The following is a 17428-nucleotide window of genomic DNA, read 5'->3' on the forward strand; positions in this document are numbered from 1 at the left end:
TTAAGTCTTAAAAAATAAGATGTTAGTTTAGGTTCTGGTTTAAGTTAACCCATTAAAAAGGTCTGCATTGCAGACCTTTTTTGTCTCTTATGGCTGACGTTTAACGCGCGCCAGGTTCGGTAAAGTGGGTCATCCACTTCTTCACTTCGTTATACCAGTAGACTGAGTTATTAGGCTTCATAATCCAGTGATTTTCATCGGGGAAATAAATCATCCGCGATTCAACATTTCGACTTTGCAGGGTGTGAAACAGCTCGAACCCTTGGGTCGCCGGCACTAAGTAATCGAGTTGGCCATGACTGACTAAGGTTGGAGTGTTGAAGTTAGCCGCAAAGTAATGGGGCGAAATGGCTTTATACAGTTCTGGGTTATCCCAATAGTTGCCAAATCGGGTGCTGTGCACGGCAAAGTCCGACGCCATTTGTGCATACATGTCATAAACCGCAGCATGGATCAACAGGGCTTTAAAGGGATGCGGCTGACCCAAAATAATCGAGGTCAGGTAACCACCATAACTAGCGCCGCCCGCCACCATGCGATCACTGTCTATCCAGCTTTGTTGTTTAAACCAGTCTGCCGCCTTGAGCACATCCTCAAGGGGTTTTGTCTTCCAATCGGGATTGATGGCATCGGCAAATTCCTGACCAAAGCCGCTCGAACCGTGGAAGTTTGGCCACGCAGTGACATAACCCCAAGAAGCAAAGGTTTGCGCGTTCCAACGATAATGGAAACCGTCGGTAATGGCATTGTGTGGCCCGCCGTGGACGAGCATAAACAATGGGTATTTTTTGCTGCGATCAAATCCTGCGGGGTAGTGGACCCACATTTGAATATCTTTACCTTGATAGCCTTTGTAGGTGACTGATTCATAAGTACCTAGGTCGACATCTTTGAGAATATCGTCGTTAAAGTTTTCTAGGCGTTCAATCTTACCGTTGCGAGGATTGATGCTAACCAAGCGAGCGGGATACAAGAAGCTCTGATTGGTGGCAATCAGTTCGCCGTCTTTGCCTATGGCGGGTTGGCTAAAATCGGTTGCCTCTGTGATGGCTTTTACTTTGCCGTTCTTGGCATCGATAGAGTAAATGCGGTTTGTGGCGGCGTCTTCCACAGTGGCATAAAAGCCCTTGTTGTCGGGTGTCCAACTGAATTGAGAGACAGAACGGTCCCAGTCTGATGTGAGTGTTGTGAGTTTACGGCTGTCGATATCCAGCAGCATCAGCCTTGAGGTATCGGCGTAGAAACCGGGGATTTTCTGGCGGGTAAAGGCGAGCGTTTTACCGTTAGGGCTAAAGCTCGGATTCAGATCCGGCGCTTGATTATCAGCGGTGAGATTTTCGGCCTTGTTGTCTCCAATCGTGGCGAGAAAGAGATCAATTTTAGGATCGACTTTATTCTCTGAACCATAGGCGTTGAAGGCAATCCAGCGCTCATTGGGGGAAACATCATAGCTTGTACTGCTTTGGTCTGAGCGTGGTAATTCATGGCCCGCAGGCTGGGTGATATTTTCGACATTACCGCCTTTGGCCGGAATTCTAAATACATGGGCTTGGCGACGTTCATCTAACCAGTGATCAAATTGGGAATAGGGCAAGGCGTTCCATTGATGGGCAGAAACCTTATTGTCGGTATCTGTGGCAAGCTGGGTTTTCATTTCCTCCCAGCTTTGATTAGGAAAGATATTGCTGATGAAATACAGATGCTTGCCAACCCACTTAATACTGTTAACGCCTGTGGGAATATCGGTTAAGCGCTGCGCTTCACCCGGACCGTCCATCGGCAGCAGGTAAATTTGGCTCGCCTCGTCTTCATTGCGCTTACTCACAAATGCCAAGGTTTTGCCGTCGGGGGAAAACACGGGCTCGCTCACCCTTAAACCTTTGGCTGTGATGGCTCGGTTTTGCTTGCCATCGAAACGCCACAGCTGGGTTGAGCCTTTATCCGTTTTGAGATCGTACTCTGTGACTGGCGCGATAATGTGCTCGCCCGTGGGGGAGACAATCGGGCTACCGATACGTTTGAGTTGCCAAAGCAATTCTGCTGAGAGTGGTTTGCCCTGTTCTGCAAATGCCGAGCTAAAGGGCAGTAGTAAACAGAGTAATAAAATGCCTGTCTTCTTCACTATGAGTCTCCTTGTGATACAAACAGTTACTAGAATTATGATGTTGCGTATTTTTGCTAAGTGGCAAGTTAGCATGAAAACCCGCCATGCCTGAATAAGCTGTTATGTAAGCAACTGTGAATCTTTGTTGGGCATCTCAGCTCAAAAGCGGCGGATGTAGGCGGTAAACTGTCAGGCTAACTGCAATACCAAAGCGCTCATTCCGTCGTTAAAGGAATCGTTTGTGATGGGGAATTTGTCGATTGATACTTTTAACGCTAATGTATTGATCTGTTTCGGGTAGGTGCTAGAGATATGCCGCTTAAAATCGACCGTTTAAACCTTATGCTGGGTCTTGCCATTGTGCTGAGCGTGTTTTCGTCCTCCTCAGTCATGGCCGCTAAGGTCAGTTTCAAGGAATTTTGTCCACAATTGGTGGGGCAATGGGCGGGTGATGCTGCCAAGGCGGGGGAGATTCCGAAAAAAGTGGCTGTAACGGGCTTTTGCTCCCACGATCAGCGCCAGTTGATCTTATCTGTGAGTATCGGCACGCGGGCGCCTTTTAGTGAAACCTGGTGGTTTAGGGAGCAGGGCGATCAAGTATTACTGACCTATTACGACGGTGTGGCGGAAGATAAACAACAAGTCTTTAGTTTATATCGACAAAATGGAGATTATTCCCTACTAGGGGAAGGCGTTGTTAATGCGAGACCTGCGTTGATCCAGTTACTCTTTGATGCTCAGACTCAGACTCAGACTCAGACTCAGACTCAGGCTCGGGCTCAAAATCAAGCGGGGGGATGGCAATGGACGCAGAATATTCAATATTTAGACGATGATGTTGATCGCTATCAGCTGTTTCGTGGGATAGAGATGACGCCTGTCGCGCCATCTCCTTAGCCGCCCCTTAGCCACAAATCAGCGATTTAGCTTCGACAGCGTTTAAAGTGCGCCAGCAAAATCCAGTTGGCGCCACGCTTCATAGCTGATAATCGCCACCGCATTTGACAGATTCAAACTACGACTGGTGGCCGCCATTGGAATACGTAATCGCTGCTCAGTCGGGATAGATTCGATAATCGACATCGGCAGACCACGGGTTTCAGGGCCAAATAACAGCACATCATCTTTCGCAAAAGTCAGCTCAGTATGCGGGCGACTGCCTTTAGTGGTACAAGCCATAATGCGCTTGCCTGCCATGGCTTCGAGGAAGGCATCGAAGTCTTTGTGGCGAGTCACATTGGTTAAATCAGCATAGTCTAAGCCCGCGCGGCGCAGTTTTTTCTCTTCAAAATCAAACCCGAGTGGTTCAATTAGATGAAGTTGGCTGCCGTTGTTGGCGCATAAGCGAATGATATTACCTGTGTTGGGTGCGATTTCTGGCTCATAGAGTGCGATATGGAACATGCTGGCCCGCCTATAGAAAAATGACGGCTGATTATACGGCAAACAAGGCTTAAGCGCAGTGACTGAGTGATGCTTTATCACGTTCTCATTTGGATGCGAGGAATGAACGCCACAATCGTTGTCCTCTGCTAAGCTTGAGAAAGCCACCGAGGGACCACCCATGTTCAGTCACTTTATTACCTTGTGTATTTTTTCTGTGCTTTTCCTTCAGAGCATTTTCACCCCAGCCTATGCCGCGGATGATGCTGTCACTAATGCTGGCGGCAAGCGGCAGATGACGGCTTATTTAGGGGAGATCCCTGGATTAATTAATGCCGATGGCACAGGGCCATTTGTGGAACTGGTTAAAGCAATTGATAGGGCAGATCCTGAGGTTGAAATTGAGATTAAGGTTTTTCCGCTTTCACGGGCTATGCTAGGCGTGACGCTTGGTCGTGCTGATTTTGGTTTGCCCGCCATCCGTAATAATGCCGCGTTAGATGCCTTATCTTACCGTTTTAGCACTGTTTCATTTGGGCAAGTCACCCATGTGCTTTATACCAATGTGGATAAGCCGATTACGAAGGCCATGTTATTTGATCAACAGCAAACGGGGCGCGTATTTACCGTGGAGGCGATTCCAGATTACATGCCTATCCCTGCGGAACCTTCGATAACCATTAAACGTTCTTTGCTAAAACTTTCCCATGGCCGTATCGATGCCTTCGTTTGGGCGCAGGAAGAGGCCGATATGATGCTGAAACAGTTGAAATTGCATAATATCCACCGTGAAGACTTTGGCGATTTTGAAGATGTGTTTGTGATTGCCAAGGGCCCCGAAGGGGATGCCGTGGATGCATATTTGACTCGCATGATTGAATTACTGCGGCAGACTGGAGAATTAAGCCAGATTTATCAAACTATCCATCTGTCCTACAATGACTGGCAACCTTAGTTTTTAAATCAAATAGTTAACCTAACTAACTCCCGCCGATAACGAGATATTCATAAACTTCACTTGCTAGGAGTGAAGACTGAGAATAATATATCTTCACATCAAGATACTTTTTAAAGAGTTATTATGCCTTTTGTCATCGCCTTACTCGCCCCTGTATTTTGGGGGACGACCTATGCGTTAGTGAGTCTCTACTTACATGATATGTCGCCCTACTGGGTGGCGGTGTGGCGCGCGCTGCCTGCGGGAATACTGATGTTGATGCTGCGTCCACGTTTACCAACGCTGGCTTGGTCTAAATTAAGCTTGCTGGCGTTTTGTAATATTGGCGCCTTCTTTGCGCTGCTGTTTATCGGTGCGTATCGTTTGCCGGGCGCTGTGGCGGGTACCTTAGGGGCGACGCTGCCGTTAATTTTCTTAATCTTAGCTTGGGTGATAGATAAAAAACGCCCTGGGATGAAGTGGTTGCTATTAGGTTTGATGGGATTAGGAGGAGTGATTTTACTGCTAAACCCGTCGGCGGATCTCGATCCTATCGGCGTGTTGTGCATGTTGAGTGCCACGACGTTAATTGCTTTCTCTTCTCGCTGGATGCAAAAGTGGGATGTGGGTGACTTTTTAGTGCTCACAGCATGGCAACTGTTTTTGGGCGGCTTGATGTTAATTCCGCTGGCATGGTTTATGGCGGGCCCGCCGCAGTTACCTAGCCTGACAGTGGTGCCGTCGTTACTATGGTTAGTGATTGCCAACACCGCCATCGCTTATTGGGCTTGGCTGTGGTCGATGCGAAATTTAGGACCAGAAATCATGGGCATGGTCGCTTTAGTCAATCCCGTGGTTGCCGTATCATTAGGCGTATTGATTGTGGGTGAGACCTTAGACATGCGTCAGTGGGCGGGGATAGGTGTGATATTACTGTCGCTGTTATTGATGAAATTGCCACAGAATTTAAGGTTAAACCCATTTAAAAAAGTGCAGCCCTAGTCAGTATTTTGGGGTAAATGAGGGATAGATGCTAAAACGTTTGGATCTGAATTTACTACCCGTACTGGAAATCCTGCTTGAGGAGCAAAGTGTGACCGCCGCTGCGGCGCGTTTGCATTTGAGCCAGTCGGCGGTGAGTAAACAACTGACGCGCTTGAGGGAAGTATTTGATGATCCTCTGTTTGAGCGCACCGCCTACGGCCTAAAACCGACGCCTAAAGCCTTGTCGCTCGCGCCTGAGTTGCGCCAATGTTTACAGCAATTGGCGCAATTTACCCGGCCCGATACCTTTGAGCCCGCCTTAAGTCAGCGGCAGTTTAGAATGCATTTGGTTGAGACCACATACTCGCTCACTTTTCCGCATTTTATGCCCTCGCTGCTCGCCCAAGCGCCCGGTGTGAGTCTCAATTGCCAAACTTGGCGGCTCGATACTATGGACAGATTACTGCGCTGCGACATCGACTTAGCCATAGGTTGCCGCGAGTGGGACGAGCGTTCGCCTATGCATGTGAATCATATTCCCGACGACTTGTGCCATGTCGAGCTAGTGCAGGATTATACTGTGTGCTTGATGCGCCGCGATCATCCGGCGTTAGCACAAGAGTGGAATTTAGACACCTTCTTGAGCTATCGCCATCTGCAAGTGGCTTTTGGTGGCATAGAGCATTGGTTGCTGGATGATGTGCTGCAACTTGAGGGCCGTCAGCGCGATATCGCCGTGAACATGACCGACTTTCAGAGCGCTCTTGCTCTGTGTGAACAAAGCGATTTAATTCTTTGCGCGCCGTCCCGTTATGCATTTGCTGTGATGAAATCCTTCGAGCTTCAGTCTTTACCATCGCCTATCAAGCTGATCCCCGGCGCGTATTTATTGATGTGGCATAAACACTTCGAGCACGACTTGAGCCATAAATGGCTACGTGAGTTGATTATCAGTCAAGTGCTGCCGTCGATTACGCCTCGGGTTTAGGCTCTTTTGGCGCTGCTAACCAAGCGGTTAATGCGGGTAAGACTGTTTTCCCATCCGCTAGCCCTTGTTGATAGACGGCGGTCACTTTATCGATATTGCGATCGAGCCTGGATAAATTAAGTGGCTGCGCTGGGCGGATCACAAAGGCATCATCAGATGCAACTGCTTGGTCTAACTCGGTTAATGCGTGATTATAAACTCGGTGCCGCTCACTTAACGCATGGGCAACCGCGGGGTAGCGTTTGTAGGCTTTGCGGGCTAACCAATTCATTTTCATCGCGGATTTTTGGTAATGCTGATCTTGAGTCAAGATCACCACTTGGCGTGAGTAACCATCTTTGCGTGATTGCGCTAACGGTATCGGTTCGCCTATGCCGCCATCGAGGTAATGATGTTGGTTAATCACGCTGGGTTTAGACATAAAAGGCAGGCTAGAGGAGGCGATGAGCACGTCGAGTAATTTATCGTGGTCATTAAAATCGGCCATACCGAAGTAATCGGTTTTCCCTGTATTGCAGTTAAAGGCGCCGACCTTAAATTCGGTATGACTATTTAAAAATGTATCAAAATCAAATGGCAGTAACTCATAGGCCATGCGGCGATAGGTAAAGTCTGTGTTGACATAGTTGCCTGTCGCCAACCAATGGCGCAGGCCCATATAGCGTTTATCGTTGAGATATTGCTGCTGAATTTGAAGATTGCGACCGAATTGACGGGACACATAGGACGCGGGATAAATGGCACCCGCAGACACCCCAATCACATAGTTGAAGTTGAGCGACTGCTGCAAAAACGCGTCTAACACACCTGCGGTATAAATGGCTCGAAGGCCGCCACCTTCCAACACTAAGGCCACATCTTTCATCGAGTTACATCTTTTTTATTGGTTTATCCCAGCAGAATACCCCAGCTTAGCGCAGAAATGAATGCGCAAAAGGCACACTTAAGATGCGTGATCGACGTTGGTGTGATGGGACGCTTGCTTGGGCTTTATGGGTAAAATATTGGTCACGCAATCCTTTGTGCCACCATTTTGAACAGGCTGTTTAGATTGAACGGCAGGGGTAAAATCCGCCTGACTGAAGTATTGGCTAAGTGTATTGAGCGCTTCTTTTACTTTTGCGGGCTGCTTATCCCGCGCCGAAGTGACGCTGTAAACGCTGTAAGTATTGAGTGACCATTCGGGTAAGAGGGTCACAAGCTGGCCGCTTTCGAGGTATTTACGAATTTCTGGTTCGGGCAGAGCGGCAAACCCGAGACCATCGAGAGTGAGTTGGATTAATGCCTGCATATTGTTGACCGTAATGCGCTGGCTTGTCAGTTCGAAGCATTCTTTGCTGCGGCTGTGAGTTAAGGTTTCACTGTTAGCGCTGGGGTGATTAATGCGATTAAAGACAGCTAATTCAGCGGGATGCAGAATAGTTTTGTGCATTGGCAGATAATCGGGCGAGGCGCACAGCAACATGCGCCAATCGGCTAAGTGGCGGGCAATTAAGTTGGAATCGGATAAAGGCCCGATGCAAATCGCCAGATCAATCCCCTCGTTGACTATATCTATTGGGCCATCCTGCAGCAGTAAATTCAAACTTATCTGCGGATGCGCCGCCAATAGGTAGTTAAAGGGCTCGCTCAACAAGCCGCCGCCAAAACCTATGGGCGCGGCAATCTTTAATTCCCCCGAAGGAATCCCTTTCAAGTTATTGAGTTTCTGCTCAGTGCTTTCGACTATCGCAATGACTTTGCAGCAATTCTCATAGAACAAGCTGCCCGCCTCTGTAAGGGTAAGATTGCGAGTATTGCGATGGAATAGACTGATCCCCATGTCCATTTCGAGCTTAGTTACTTGTTGACTCACCGCCGACGAGCTGAGATTTAATTGCTGCGCTGCGGCGCTCATTGAGCCCTTTTCAGCTATTGCCGCAAAAACGATCATGCCTTTGATCATGTTTTTATTCATTTTTAAGTAACTCTTACAAGTGAATACCTAAAGTCTAACTTGAGCTGATTGTAACATAGGGATACATTGCCGTATTGAAAATTGTTCTCATTTACAATCTGTACCCAATGGAGACTTGTCGGTTATGTTGTTAAGTCGTAAGAAGTACCTCGCTCAAGTGATCACCGCTTTATGTTTGTTGCCCGCAGTATCTGCGACAAATGTCCTTGCGGATACCGCGCCTGATAAAGAAAAGATGATGGAAAGAATCGTGGTAACCGCATCGGGATTTGAACAGCAAATTCGCGATGCGCCAGCTTCTATCAGCGTGATCACCCGTGAGGATTTGGATAACCGCTTCTACCGCGACTTAACCGATGCCATGTTAGAAGTGCCCGGCGTGGTGATTACGGGCGGTGCAGACCGTCAGGATATCAGTCTGCGGGGCATGGGTAGCCAATACACGTTAATTTTAGTGGATGGTAAACGCCAATCCTCGCGCGAGACACGCACCAACAGTGACGGCCCAGGCGTTGAAGGCGCTTGGACGCCACCATTGGCTGCTATCGATAGAATTGAGATCGTTCGCGGGCCTATGTCATCACTTTATGGTTCGGATGCTATTGGCGGCGTGATCAACATTATCACCCGTAAAGTGCCGAACGAGTGGCAGGGTGAAGTGCGACTCGACACGACATTGCAGGAAAAGTCGACCTCGGGAAATGTGTATCAAGGCAACTTTTTCGTCAACGGTGGTTTGATTAAAGATCTGCTGGGGATGCAACTCTACGGTCAATACACTCAGCGTGAAGAAGATAATATCTATGGCGGTTACCGTGGCCGCGATGCGACGAATCTGACCGCGCGGTTTGCGCTCACCCCCAATGATAACCACGACATCATGCTCGAAGTTGGCACTTCTAACCAAGAACTCGACAGTAGTTTAGGTAAAACCGTTACACCGCTAGCGCCGGGCGAAGCTTGTGGTCGTCGCGGTTGTCCTCAATCTTCAACGACAGAATACGAAAACAGCACTATTTCGCTGTCACACACAGGGCGCTGGGACTTTGGTACCTCGGATTCTTATATCAAGCATGAAGTATTTGATAACAAAACCCGCAAGATGAAGATCACTAACACGGATGCGCAATCTAGCCTGATCACCACCTTAGGCCAAAGCCATACGGCGACTTTTGGTGCGGCATTTAACCATCAAGATTTAACCGACGAAACAGGTAACCAAGTAAGTGACTTAACTGATATTAGTCGCAAACAATGGTCGGTATTTTCTGAGGATGAATGGCGCATAGTCGATAACTTTGCCCTGACCATGGGGCTGCGTTTGGATGACGATGAAAACTTTGGTCACCATGTCAGCCCGCGTGTTTACGGCGTGTGGGGATTAACCGACAGCACCACCTTAAAGGGCGGCGTGTCGACGGGCTTTAGGGCGCCGAGTTTGCGCCAGACAGTGCCCGATTGGGGACAAGTGAGCCGTGGCGGCAACATGTACGGTAATCCAGATTTACAGCCCGAAACCTCAGTGAACTATGAGTTAGGTGTGTATTCGGATCTGACCGAGAGCATTACCGCCAGTGCGGGCGTGTTCTATAACGAGTTTAAAGATAAGATCACCCGTGTGGCCTGTCCTGCGACTCAATGTACCGATGGCCCCAATCAATTTGGTTCTGACCCAACCACTTACGTGAATATCGACGATGCTGTGACTCAAGGGATTGAGCTGAGTATCGACTATCGGATTCGCTCAAACCTGAGCTTTACGGGTAACTACACTTACACGGATTCAGAGCAAAAGACGGGAGCTTACAAAGGTAGCCCATTGAATCAATTGCCTAAGCATTTGATCCAAGCGTCGTTCAACTACGAGCCTATTGATAACTTAAGCACTTGGTTGAGAGTCAACTACCGTGGCGAAGAGAGCCAACCGACGACGGGACCGTCATCGAGCAGTTTAATCGCCCCTTCTTACACTCTGCTAGATTTGGGCGCTAACTATCAGTTGAACGATAGCCTGAAATTTAGCGCGGGTATTTACAACGCCTTCGATAAGGACATTACCCAAGAGGAATACGGTTATATCGAAGACGGCCGCCGCTATTGGTTAGGTATGACCTACAGTTTTTAAATTAAAAACATATCTCGTCCTGAAAGAAGCCAGCACTTAGCTGGCTTCTTTTTTGATTATTCAATATTCGGTTTACGAATAAACAGTATGCTGAGATCTTGCTTTGGCGTGAACTGTTTTTGTTGGAATTCAAAGGTGAGTGGATCGGTTTTTTTAAGCTCGCCATCAAAACACAAGCTGATGAGATCTGTGGGTTGGGATTTTTTCAGGGTGAGTTTGAAGTCCTTAATCGCCCCTTGCCAGTTATTGGCCGTCACCAAAATATAGCTAAGGTGGCTCCATTCGACACCAATCTCCTGATCTTCACCGTCTTGTTTAACGATAAGGTTGCGCTTCCTAATGCCTTGTTTGGCGCTTTCATCTAAACAGGCCAGTTCAGTATGAGTATCGATAATTTCGCTGGCGGGATAGGGAACACCCGTTGAAATACTCGGGCTGTAGCTATGGCTGATTGCGACAGATTGGCCCGCGGGAAAGGTTTGTTGCCACACAAAGTAATCACTTAGGGTAAAGGCGATTTGCTGGTTCTCATCCAACCATTGCTGTGGGAGTGCAGACTTACCCTTGGGAATTTCGGCATATTCGGCAAAGTAAGCGACTTCATCTACCCCCCAACCAAGCTGTTTCAGCTCGGTTGAAATATCGGTTTTATCGGCAAGTTGGGCAACAAGCCTGTGCTGAGTTGGCTGGGTTTTGCCATTCACTTTAAGGGTGAAGTTATCAATGCTGCTGTGATCGGCGGAGCCAAAAAACATCGGTGGCATGGGGAAGGCGATGGGGACGATAAGATCCTGCGAACTGGTGTTGGTAAACACATAATCGACCCTGACTTCGGTCTCGCTGATAAAGAGCGACTCTTTGTCCATATTGATATGCGGCTGATATTTAAGAGTGATTGAACCATTAGCATCGCCAAAACTGCTGTCGTTGGCAAAAGCCGGTGTGCTAAATAACAGCGCGGTTATCGTGCAAGTTAAGATGCGAAAATAAGATGGCATAAACATCTCGAGGGGAAGAAATATCAGACTAGCTGCGGCGAGCAAGCTCAATAGCCGCGGCGATGGCGTTTCGCGCTTGGGGACTGTTTTTCCAACACGTGGTGCGTAGCATGCTGGCGACTAAGTTCGCGATATCATCCACTTCGTGTTGGGCGAGTTGTTGCAGTGAACTGATACCTATTTCTTCGAAGCGCTTTATCACAGTGGGGCCAACGCCTTTGAGTGCCAATAAAGCATGTTTTTCTTGTTCATTAAAACCCATAACGAATACTCCTTTATTGTTGGGATTGTGCTCAATTAATAGCACTGGGCAAGACTACCTTTAAACCGAGTTAACAAAAAGGCCCTCGAAGGGCCTGTTTAGTCTTTATGAATCAATAATCATCAATAAGTGTTACATATCACAGGGTTTGAGCGGTTTACGCAATTGGGCGCGTACGTTATCCATACCGGCGTAAAACTCTTTCATCATCAATAGACCCATCATCTTGCCGTTATCGGTGACGATCAGCTTGTCGGGATCGGTTGGATCATTTTTAATCGCGCCAATCAGTTTCATCGAGGTCATTTCTTTAAACAAGGCGGTATCTAAGTTGACGCCAAAGGTATCGCGGAAATATTTACGCGATAAACGGCCGGAGAACATGCCCAGCAAAAAGCGATATTGCATCACATCTTTTTTGCTGTAGTTCTTTTGCTGCTCGACGCCCATGTGGCCGGCTGCAATGCGTTCTTGGTACTTGCGCAGCGAGAAAGTGTTCACATAAAGCGTGTCATTTAAGAAGCTAAATGAGCCCGAACCTACCCCTAAATATTCGTCGTAGTCGATAACGTATTCGTCAAATCCTTCGTCATCGGTTTTACCAAATGCCCATGCAGATAATTGATTATATTGGCCATTCAGGCTGTTTAAGATCTGGCGATATTGGTTAGCCATATCCGCCTGCGGCGCCGCTAACTTGCCTTTCACGCTCTTGCGAGTCTGGTGGGTGATCATCAGCGGATAAGTGGTAATTTGTCTTGGATCCAAACGCGATGCCATGTCGAGATCGTGTTGGATCACTTCATCGGTTTGGCCGCGGAAACCAAAAATCAGATCGACGTTGATGATCGGGAACAGCTCTTTGGCGCCCATGATCTTGTCGAAGGTTTGTTGACCCGTACCGAACTTATCGAGTCGGTCAGTCATTTTTAAAATATCGTCATTAAAACTTTGTACGCCGATGGACATGCGATCCACTAGGCCTTTGAGTTGCTTAAAGCCTGGGCTGTCTAAATGCTGCGGATCGGACTCGCAGGAGACTTCTTTAATGCTCGGGAATAGGGTTTTCGCGTGTTCGATAGTACGGGCTAATTCATCTTCTAATACTGTGGTGGTGCCGCCGCCAATGTACATAGATTCAAAGTCATAGCCGAGGGCTTTGACCATTTCCATCTCTTTACGCAATGAGATGAAATAGGCGCGCGCCTTGTCTTCCTTAAACATAAAGCGGTGGAAGGTGCAGTAAGAACACAGGGTATGGCAGAAGGGGATATGCGCGTACAGCATATACTTTTTGCCTTCTACGGGCGCTGGCATCATTTCCGCGGAAAGGGTATCGAGGCGAAGATTCTTATCGACGTAGTACTGCATGACTCGTTCCATCGAGCCGAGCATCCAGTTAGGGACGGTAATATTCGCTTGATAAGGCGTTGCGATAGCGCCGTTGAGCGTTTGAATAACTGAAGACATAACGATTCCTATCTGTGAGTGCTAACCGTAAACACCGAAATTGCTTTAGGTAATTCACGACCACCTAGCGCAATAAGACTACATCGTATGTAATTGTTAAAACGTGAACTGGTTATAAGTTACGGTTTCCTAACAAGGAAATCACGGGCTTTTTGTTAAGCAGATCATGTTTTAGCGATCGAGAATGCATTTTTATCCTGCGCTTTGGGGCGGAATCTACTGTGAATTTGAGGAGTTAACTTAAGGTGTCAGTCTAAATGTGGAGATTAAAATATCACCATTAAAGGCTTTTATTGCTGACGGATTAGCGCTTGTCTATCCAATGCTCGACTGTCATCATCCGAGCGATGAAATAACCTCATGATCTAAAGGGCTAGCTATGTTGGTAAACGTAAACCGCTTCTTCCCGCTGTTGGCACTGATAGGCGCAGTGACAGCTTATCTGATGCCAAGTTGGTTTACTGAGCTTAAATCCGCCATAGTGCCGCTGTTGGTGATCATCATGCTCTCTATGGGGCTCACCTTAGATCTGCAGGATTTTGCTAATGCATTCAAACAGAAACGTGCAGTACTTACGGGACTCGTGCTGCAATTTTCGGTCATGCCGCTCAGCGCATTATTGATCAGTCAGTTATTGGGATTAGATAGGGAACTCACCATTGGCATGGTGTTGGTGGGTAGCGTTGCAGGTGGCACTGCTTCAAACGTGGTCTGTTATTTAGCGAAAGGTGACGTGGCTTTATCGATAACCATGACGGCGCTGTCGACCTTAGCGGGCGTAGTGTTAACGCCACTGATTATTAAGTTATTGATTGGCGAAATGATCGATATCCCCTTCGCTGACATGCTACTGAGTTTAGTGAAAATTGTGCTGTTTCCTGTCAGCGCAGGCGTGATCATCAATCATTTCTTTAAATCGCTGGTGGCCAAAGTTGCGCCTGCATTGCCGTTGATTTCAATCTTGGCAATCGTGATGGCGATTACCATTATCGTGGCGTTAAATGCCAATCAGTTTGATAAAGTTGGCCCCATTATTTTGCTGGCAGTGTTCTTACACAATGGTTTTGGCCTCGCATTAGGCTATTTCTGCTGCCGTTTATTAGGCTTTAACCATACCGTCTGCAAAACCATCTCCATCGAAGTCGGCTTACAAAACTCAGGTCTCGCTACCGCTTTGTGTATTAAGTTTTTTAGCCCTATTTCTGCCATCCCCAGCGCGATATTTTCGATATGGCATAACCTATCAGGCGCCATGTTGGCAGGATATTGGGCGAGGGAATAATAAGATGTTGCTATCGAAAATAGACAATGCCTGTGGTCTAGCAAGCGCGGCCACAGGCTTAGATTGCTGTGACTAATCAACCGGTAATGGGGTCTCGACGGGCATAAGTGTCAGCTGCAAGATATTTTCTTGCTGGCTTAATGCCAGTGGCAGTGTGTAGTTGGGAAAGCGCAATCCGAATACGGCACCTTGTTGTAATAAGCGATACAGCTGATCTGTCATGACAATCGTTAAGCTGGCACAGCCATGTTCGTCGACTCTGCCTTCAAGTGGTAAAGCGATTTTGTCAGCTAAGGTGAGATACGCCGCCATACGCCAGTGCGAGTTTTCTCCAATATTGTATGTGCTGCCATGCAATTGGTTGTAGCCTAAATCACAGGCTTGCAAGCTTAATTGGATTTTGGCCGCTGTGGGTAGCGAAAGAGTCTGTTGCCGCTGCTGTGCCAGAAACGTGCCCCACGCCAGCCGATTTATAACTGAGTCCAGTGAGATGGGAACATACTGTTCTTGCTGTTTTAGTGCATTAAAGCGGGCAATGCCTTGTTCCAATTTAGTGAGATCGTCTTCATATTCCAGTTGTGCCTTAAGCAGTTCATAAGCGGGAGCCTTCGCTTCTTCCATGCCCGCTAACGCCGCTTTCTCGTAGTATGCCAGTGCTTGCACTTTATCGGCTTCTGCGCCCAAACCGCGCTCTTCCATGCTGCCTAAATGATAATTAGCGATGGCAACTTGACGCTTAGCACCTTGTAAAAATGCGGCTTTCGCACCGCTGTAGTTATTTTCGTTCAACAGTAGGGCGCCGTAGTTTGTCCACGCCGTACCGTCATCTGCTGCCATACCCAATTCTAGCCACTTTATGGCTTGCTGGCGTAACTGCGGGAGGTCGAGACTTTCTCTTTCGCTGCCGACACTTTGCATTGCTATTAAGTAAGCGCGCAGATACTCGCGTGAGGCATTATCCAGATAGAGGTTATCGGGTTGAAGTTCAAAGGCTTGTCCAAAGTAACTCCCCGCTCGCTGCGCCGCTGCGATTGCTTTCGTTAGATAGAACCTTGAGCTGGGATCTGCCGGACTGTGTGCTCGCCCTAGGTTATATAAGGTCGGTAGTTTAAGACCCCGCGCCAGCGCTTCTTCTAACAGGGGGATGGCCAGCATTTTTCGATCATTATCCAGCGCCATACTGCCTAGGTTATGGCTGGCACGGGCCGAACCTAAGGCTCTGGCCTGTTCATAGTATTGGCTGGCGGTGGCATTGTCTTGGGTGACGCCGCGGCCGAGATGGTAGGCTTTACCCAGTAGAAATAACGCCTCAGCATTGTTTTCTGCGGCTTGCTGCTGTGCTTGTTGTAAGAAAGCGTTGTATTGTTGTTGCTCAAATAACTGTTCCAGCGCGGATTTTTCCGCCGTTGCTGCAAAGCTTAGGGTCAGCAGTAATAGGAGAGTCGCAATCGTGAATATCTTCATAACATCCTTGTAGTTAAGCGGGTACTTGCAAGCGGTAGTGCGAGTGAAGTTGGCTAACATAGTGGCTTGTTATGCTACAAGCAAGTCTTGCTGTTTGCCACTGTGTTATGACTGGCGGATGAGTTGCAGCGATAGCACTGCCGTGACTATTGTGTGGCATTGCCAGTTTGAAGGGGCTACCGACATTTTCCTTGTTACCTAGTTTACCTACCAAAATAGCCGTTTTGCGGCTTTATGCCTTATACCAATCACATTAAATATCTAATCAGTTCAGAGCCTCACAGGCATTTCAATCCAAGGCGCATTGACGCAGAAATGGTTATTCCCTTTTAAGTCAATGCAACACGGGAGTGGGATGCCTGTGAGGCTCCCGAAGGGCGGCTGATGTTAACGGCATGGCAACGCGCTTTATACTGCGTTCAAGGCTTTCGACAGAGCACCACTATGCCTTCAAGCCTTCGCCTTGTCTAAAGCGCGTTGAACTCCCGCTGAATGAACAGATATTTAATACGATTGGTATTAGTGTTAACGACGCTGATTTGTGTGTCGTTATTGACTGCAAAAATTGGGTGTTGCTGCATAGATAAAAGCAGTTTTAGTCAGTGAACTCGTTGAGTTCCACGCACTCATTTGCGCCATAGCGTCGAAAGCCTGCTTGGCTCTTTGCACGACTTTGGCGGTGTAATTGCCATTGGGATCTTTATATTTAAAGGATACTTCGGCAATCACGGGTTGCTGCGAGGCACTTGGGGAGCAGGTGTACCACAGCGTGAGTTCGAGTGAGGCGTCTATGCTGCCTAAATCGATTTCACTGCCTTCAAACACATATTCATTAATCGTAAGGCCACCGACTTTGGCGAGTGTGAGATTGTTACTTAAACCGTAAGCATCGGCAAAGCCTGAAAAGTGACTATTTACATCGGCCATATCATTTAAGGTGCGAGTGTTTGGCGTGGTGGTTGAATGGCTATACACGATGCGGATGCCATTATTGATATCGGTACTAATATCGGCTTCGAGTTTAGTGTCGGCTTGATTATCGGGTGAGCTGAGATCTTCAAAGTCAGCAATAAATCGATCAGGGCTGCGAAATTTAAGGGTTACTTCACTTTTGCCATCGCTCGTTCGGTTACGAAAGATATAACCTAATTGCTTTAACTGACAACTGGTTGGGGTGTCATAGAAGGCTACTTGACGTGTTTTGGTTAATGCCCAAGAGCCTGTGACATTGCGACTAATTACGTTGCTAATGGCTTGTTTAGCATCCGTTAGATAGCTATTGGCGGTTGTGCTTTGAGTAGCATAATTAAAGTGGCTTGGGTCGAGCAGCAGCTTATATTCCCTTGATGTTTCGACTGGATTTGCTTGTGCTGCACATGAGGCGAGCAGGGCACTTGAGACTAACGTGAATGACATCATCGCCTGTGAAGCAGTTTTCATCGGTTAATCCTTAAGTGATGTGCTGATGCAAGGT

The 17428-nt window shown here is 47.7% G+C and carries 16 protein-coding genes; 7 read left to right on the forward strand and 9 right to left on the reverse strand.

Going from position 1 to position 17428, the window contains the following annotated elements:
• Positions 1-100 precede the first annotated feature (100 nt).
• Positions 101-2122, reverse strand: a complete 2022-nt coding sequence (locus Q4Q54_RS08030; protein WP_311988164.1) for a S9 family peptidase — start codon at positions 2120-2122, stop codon at positions 101-103.
• Between the two features lie 294 nt (positions 2123-2416).
• Here Q4Q54_RS08030 and Q4Q54_RS08035 point away from each other — a divergent pair, with 294 nt between their 5' ends.
• On the forward strand, positions 2417-3001 hold the full coding sequence (locus Q4Q54_RS08035; RefSeq protein WP_311988165.1) for a hypothetical protein: 585 nt from the start codon (positions 2417-2419) through the stop codon (positions 2999-3001).
• Positions 3002-3043: 42 nt separating this feature from the next.
• Here Q4Q54_RS08035 and trmL read toward each other — a convergent pair whose 3' ends face one another.
• On the reverse strand, positions 3044-3508 hold the full coding sequence (trmL, locus tag Q4Q54_RS08040; protein ID WP_012090515.1) for a tRNA (uridine(34)/cytosine(34)/5-carboxymethylaminomethyluridine(34)-2'-O)-methyltransferase TrmL: 465 nt from the start codon (positions 3506-3508) through the stop codon (positions 3044-3046).
• 160 nt (positions 3509-3668) lie between these two features.
• Between trmL and Q4Q54_RS08045 the strand changes: the two genes are divergently transcribed.
• The 3 genes from Q4Q54_RS08045 (at position 3669) to Q4Q54_RS08055 (ending at position 6396) form a co-directional block, all read left to right on the forward strand.
• Positions 3669-4442, forward strand: a complete 774-nt coding sequence (locus Q4Q54_RS08045; protein ID WP_268649929.1) for a transporter substrate-binding domain-containing protein — start codon at positions 3669-3671, stop codon at positions 4440-4442.
• Between the two features lie 126 nt (positions 4443-4568).
• Positions 4569-5426 carry a DMT family transporter gene (locus Q4Q54_RS08050; RefSeq protein ID WP_012090513.1) on the forward strand — a complete coding sequence of 286 codons (858 nt, stop codon included), beginning with the start codon at positions 4569-4571 and terminating at the stop codon, positions 5424-5426.
• Between the two features lie 28 nt (positions 5427-5454).
• On the forward strand, positions 5455-6396 hold the full coding sequence (locus Q4Q54_RS08055; RefSeq protein ID WP_006084548.1) for a LysR family transcriptional regulator: 942 nt from the start codon (positions 5455-5457) through the stop codon (positions 6394-6396).
• On the opposite strand, the gene Q4Q54_RS08060 is transcribed toward Q4Q54_RS08055, so the two are convergent.
• The gene (locus Q4Q54_RS08060) at positions 6380-7261 is read right to left on the reverse strand and encodes a patatin family protein (protein ID WP_311891800.1); all 882 of its coding nucleotides are present in this window, start codon (positions 7259-7261) and stop codon (positions 6380-6382) included. The genes Q4Q54_RS08055 and Q4Q54_RS08060 overlap by 17 nt on opposite strands.
• A gap of 78 nt (positions 7262-7339) precedes the next feature.
• On the reverse strand, positions 7340-8353 hold the full coding sequence (locus Q4Q54_RS08065) for a LysR family transcriptional regulator (protein ID WP_311891799.1): 1014 nt from the start codon (positions 8351-8353) through the stop codon (positions 7340-7342).
• A 124-nt stretch (positions 8354-8477) separates the two neighbouring features.
• Between Q4Q54_RS08065 and Q4Q54_RS08070 the strand changes: the two genes are divergently transcribed.
• Entirely contained in the window at positions 8478-10478 is a 2001-nt protein-coding gene (locus Q4Q54_RS08070; protein WP_311988166.1) for a ligand-gated channel protein, read from the forward strand.
• 56 nt (positions 10479-10534) lie between these two features.
• Here the strand turns inward: Q4Q54_RS08070 and Q4Q54_RS08075 are convergent, their stop codons facing one another.
• From Q4Q54_RS08075 to Q4Q54_RS08085, 3 genes are all read right to left on the reverse strand, one after another.
• Positions 10535-11476 carry a DUF4424 domain-containing protein gene (locus Q4Q54_RS08075; RefSeq protein ID WP_311988167.1) on the reverse strand — a complete coding sequence of 314 codons (942 nt, stop codon included), beginning with the start codon at positions 11474-11476 and terminating at the stop codon, positions 10535-10537.
• A 28-nt stretch (positions 11477-11504) separates the two neighbouring features.
• Entirely contained in the window at positions 11505-11738 is a 234-nt protein-coding gene (locus tag Q4Q54_RS08080) for a hypothetical protein (protein WP_106649081.1), read from the reverse strand.
• A gap of 132 nt (positions 11739-11870) precedes the next feature.
• Complete coding sequence (locus Q4Q54_RS08085; RefSeq protein WP_311988168.1) at positions 11871-13208, reverse strand: coproporphyrinogen III oxidase family protein; 1338 nt, start codon at positions 13206-13208, stop codon at positions 11871-11873.
• A gap of 379 nt (positions 13209-13587) precedes the next feature.
• Between Q4Q54_RS08085 and Q4Q54_RS08090 the strand changes: the two genes are divergently transcribed.
• Positions 13588-14490 (forward strand): bile acid:sodium symporter family protein, encoded by a 903-nt coding sequence (locus Q4Q54_RS08090; RefSeq protein WP_311988169.1) that lies wholly within the window; start codon positions 13588-13590, stop codon positions 14488-14490.
• Positions 14491-14562: 72 nt separating this feature from the next.
• Here the strand turns inward: Q4Q54_RS08090 and Q4Q54_RS08095 are convergent, their stop codons facing one another.
• Positions 14563-15954 (reverse strand): hypothetical protein, encoded by a 1392-nt coding sequence (locus tag Q4Q54_RS08095; RefSeq protein ID WP_311988170.1) that lies wholly within the window; start codon positions 15952-15954, stop codon positions 14563-14565.
• A 395-nt stretch (positions 15955-16349) separates the two neighbouring features.
• Here Q4Q54_RS08095 and Q4Q54_RS08100 point away from each other — a divergent pair, with 395 nt between their 5' ends.
• Positions 16350-16541 (forward strand): hypothetical protein, encoded by a 192-nt coding sequence (locus Q4Q54_RS08100; protein WP_261273625.1) that lies wholly within the window; start codon positions 16350-16352, stop codon positions 16539-16541.
• On the opposite strand, the gene Q4Q54_RS08105 is transcribed toward Q4Q54_RS08100, so the two are convergent.
• Positions 16504-17394 carry a hypothetical protein gene (locus tag Q4Q54_RS08105; protein WP_311988171.1) on the reverse strand — a complete coding sequence of 297 codons (891 nt, stop codon included), beginning with the start codon at positions 17392-17394 and terminating at the stop codon, positions 16504-16506. The genes Q4Q54_RS08100 and Q4Q54_RS08105 overlap by 38 nt on opposite strands.
• Positions 17395-17428 lie beyond the last annotated feature (34 nt).

This window comes from Shewanella sp. SP2S2-4 (genome assembly GCF_031932025.1).
GTDB lineage: Bacteria > Pseudomonadota > Gammaproteobacteria > Enterobacterales > Shewanellaceae > Shewanella > Shewanella baltica.

Coding starts and splice junctions, on each gene's coding strand:
- Q4Q54_RS08105 (WP_311988171.1), bottom strand. CDS start 17,394: ATGAAAACTGCTTCACAGGCGATGATGTCATTCACGTTAGTCTCAAGT.
- Q4Q54_RS08075 (WP_311988167.1), bottom strand. CDS start 11,476: ATGCCATCTTATTTTCGCATCTTAACTTGCACGATAACCGCGCTGTTA.
- Q4Q54_RS08085 (WP_311988168.1), bottom strand. CDS start 13,208: ATGTCTTCAGTTATTCAAACGCTCAACGGCGCTATCGCAACGCCTTAT.
- Q4Q54_RS08090 (WP_311988169.1), top strand. CDS start 13,588: ATGTTGGTAAACGTAAACCGCTTCTTCCCGCTGTTGGCACTGATAGGC.
- Q4Q54_RS08095 (WP_311988170.1), bottom strand. CDS start 15,954: ATGAAGATATTCACGATTGCGACTCTCCTATTACTGCTGACCCTAAGC.
- Q4Q54_RS08060 (WP_311891800.1), bottom strand. CDS start 7,261: ATGAAAGATGTGGCCTTAGTGTTGGAAGGTGGCGGCCTTCGAGCCATT.
- trmL (WP_012090515.1), bottom strand. CDS start 3,508: ATGTTCCATATCGCACTCTATGAGCCAGAAATCGCACCCAACACAGGT.
- Q4Q54_RS08065 (WP_311891799.1), bottom strand. CDS start 8,353: ATGAATAAAAACATGATCAAAGGCATGATCGTTTTTGCGGCAATAGCT.
- Q4Q54_RS08035 (WP_311988165.1), top strand. CDS start 2,417: ATGCCGCTTAAAATCGACCGTTTAAACCTTATGCTGGGTCTTGCCATT.
- Q4Q54_RS08045 (WP_268649929.1), top strand. CDS start 3,669: ATGTTCAGTCACTTTATTACCTTGTGTATTTTTTCTGTGCTTTTCCTT.
- Q4Q54_RS08100 (WP_261273625.1), top strand. CDS start 16,350: ATGGCAACGCGCTTTATACTGCGTTCAAGGCTTTCGACAGAGCACCAC.
- Q4Q54_RS08055 (WP_006084548.1), top strand. CDS start 5,455: ATGCTAAAACGTTTGGATCTGAATTTACTACCCGTACTGGAAATCCTG.
- Q4Q54_RS08070 (WP_311988166.1), top strand. CDS start 8,478: ATGTTGTTAAGTCGTAAGAAGTACCTCGCTCAAGTGATCACCGCTTTA.
- Q4Q54_RS08080 (WP_106649081.1), bottom strand. CDS start 11,738: ATGGGTTTTAATGAACAAGAAAAACATGCTTTATTGGCACTCAAAGGC.
- Q4Q54_RS08050 (WP_012090513.1), top strand. CDS start 4,569: ATGCCTTTTGTCATCGCCTTACTCGCCCCTGTATTTTGGGGGACGACC.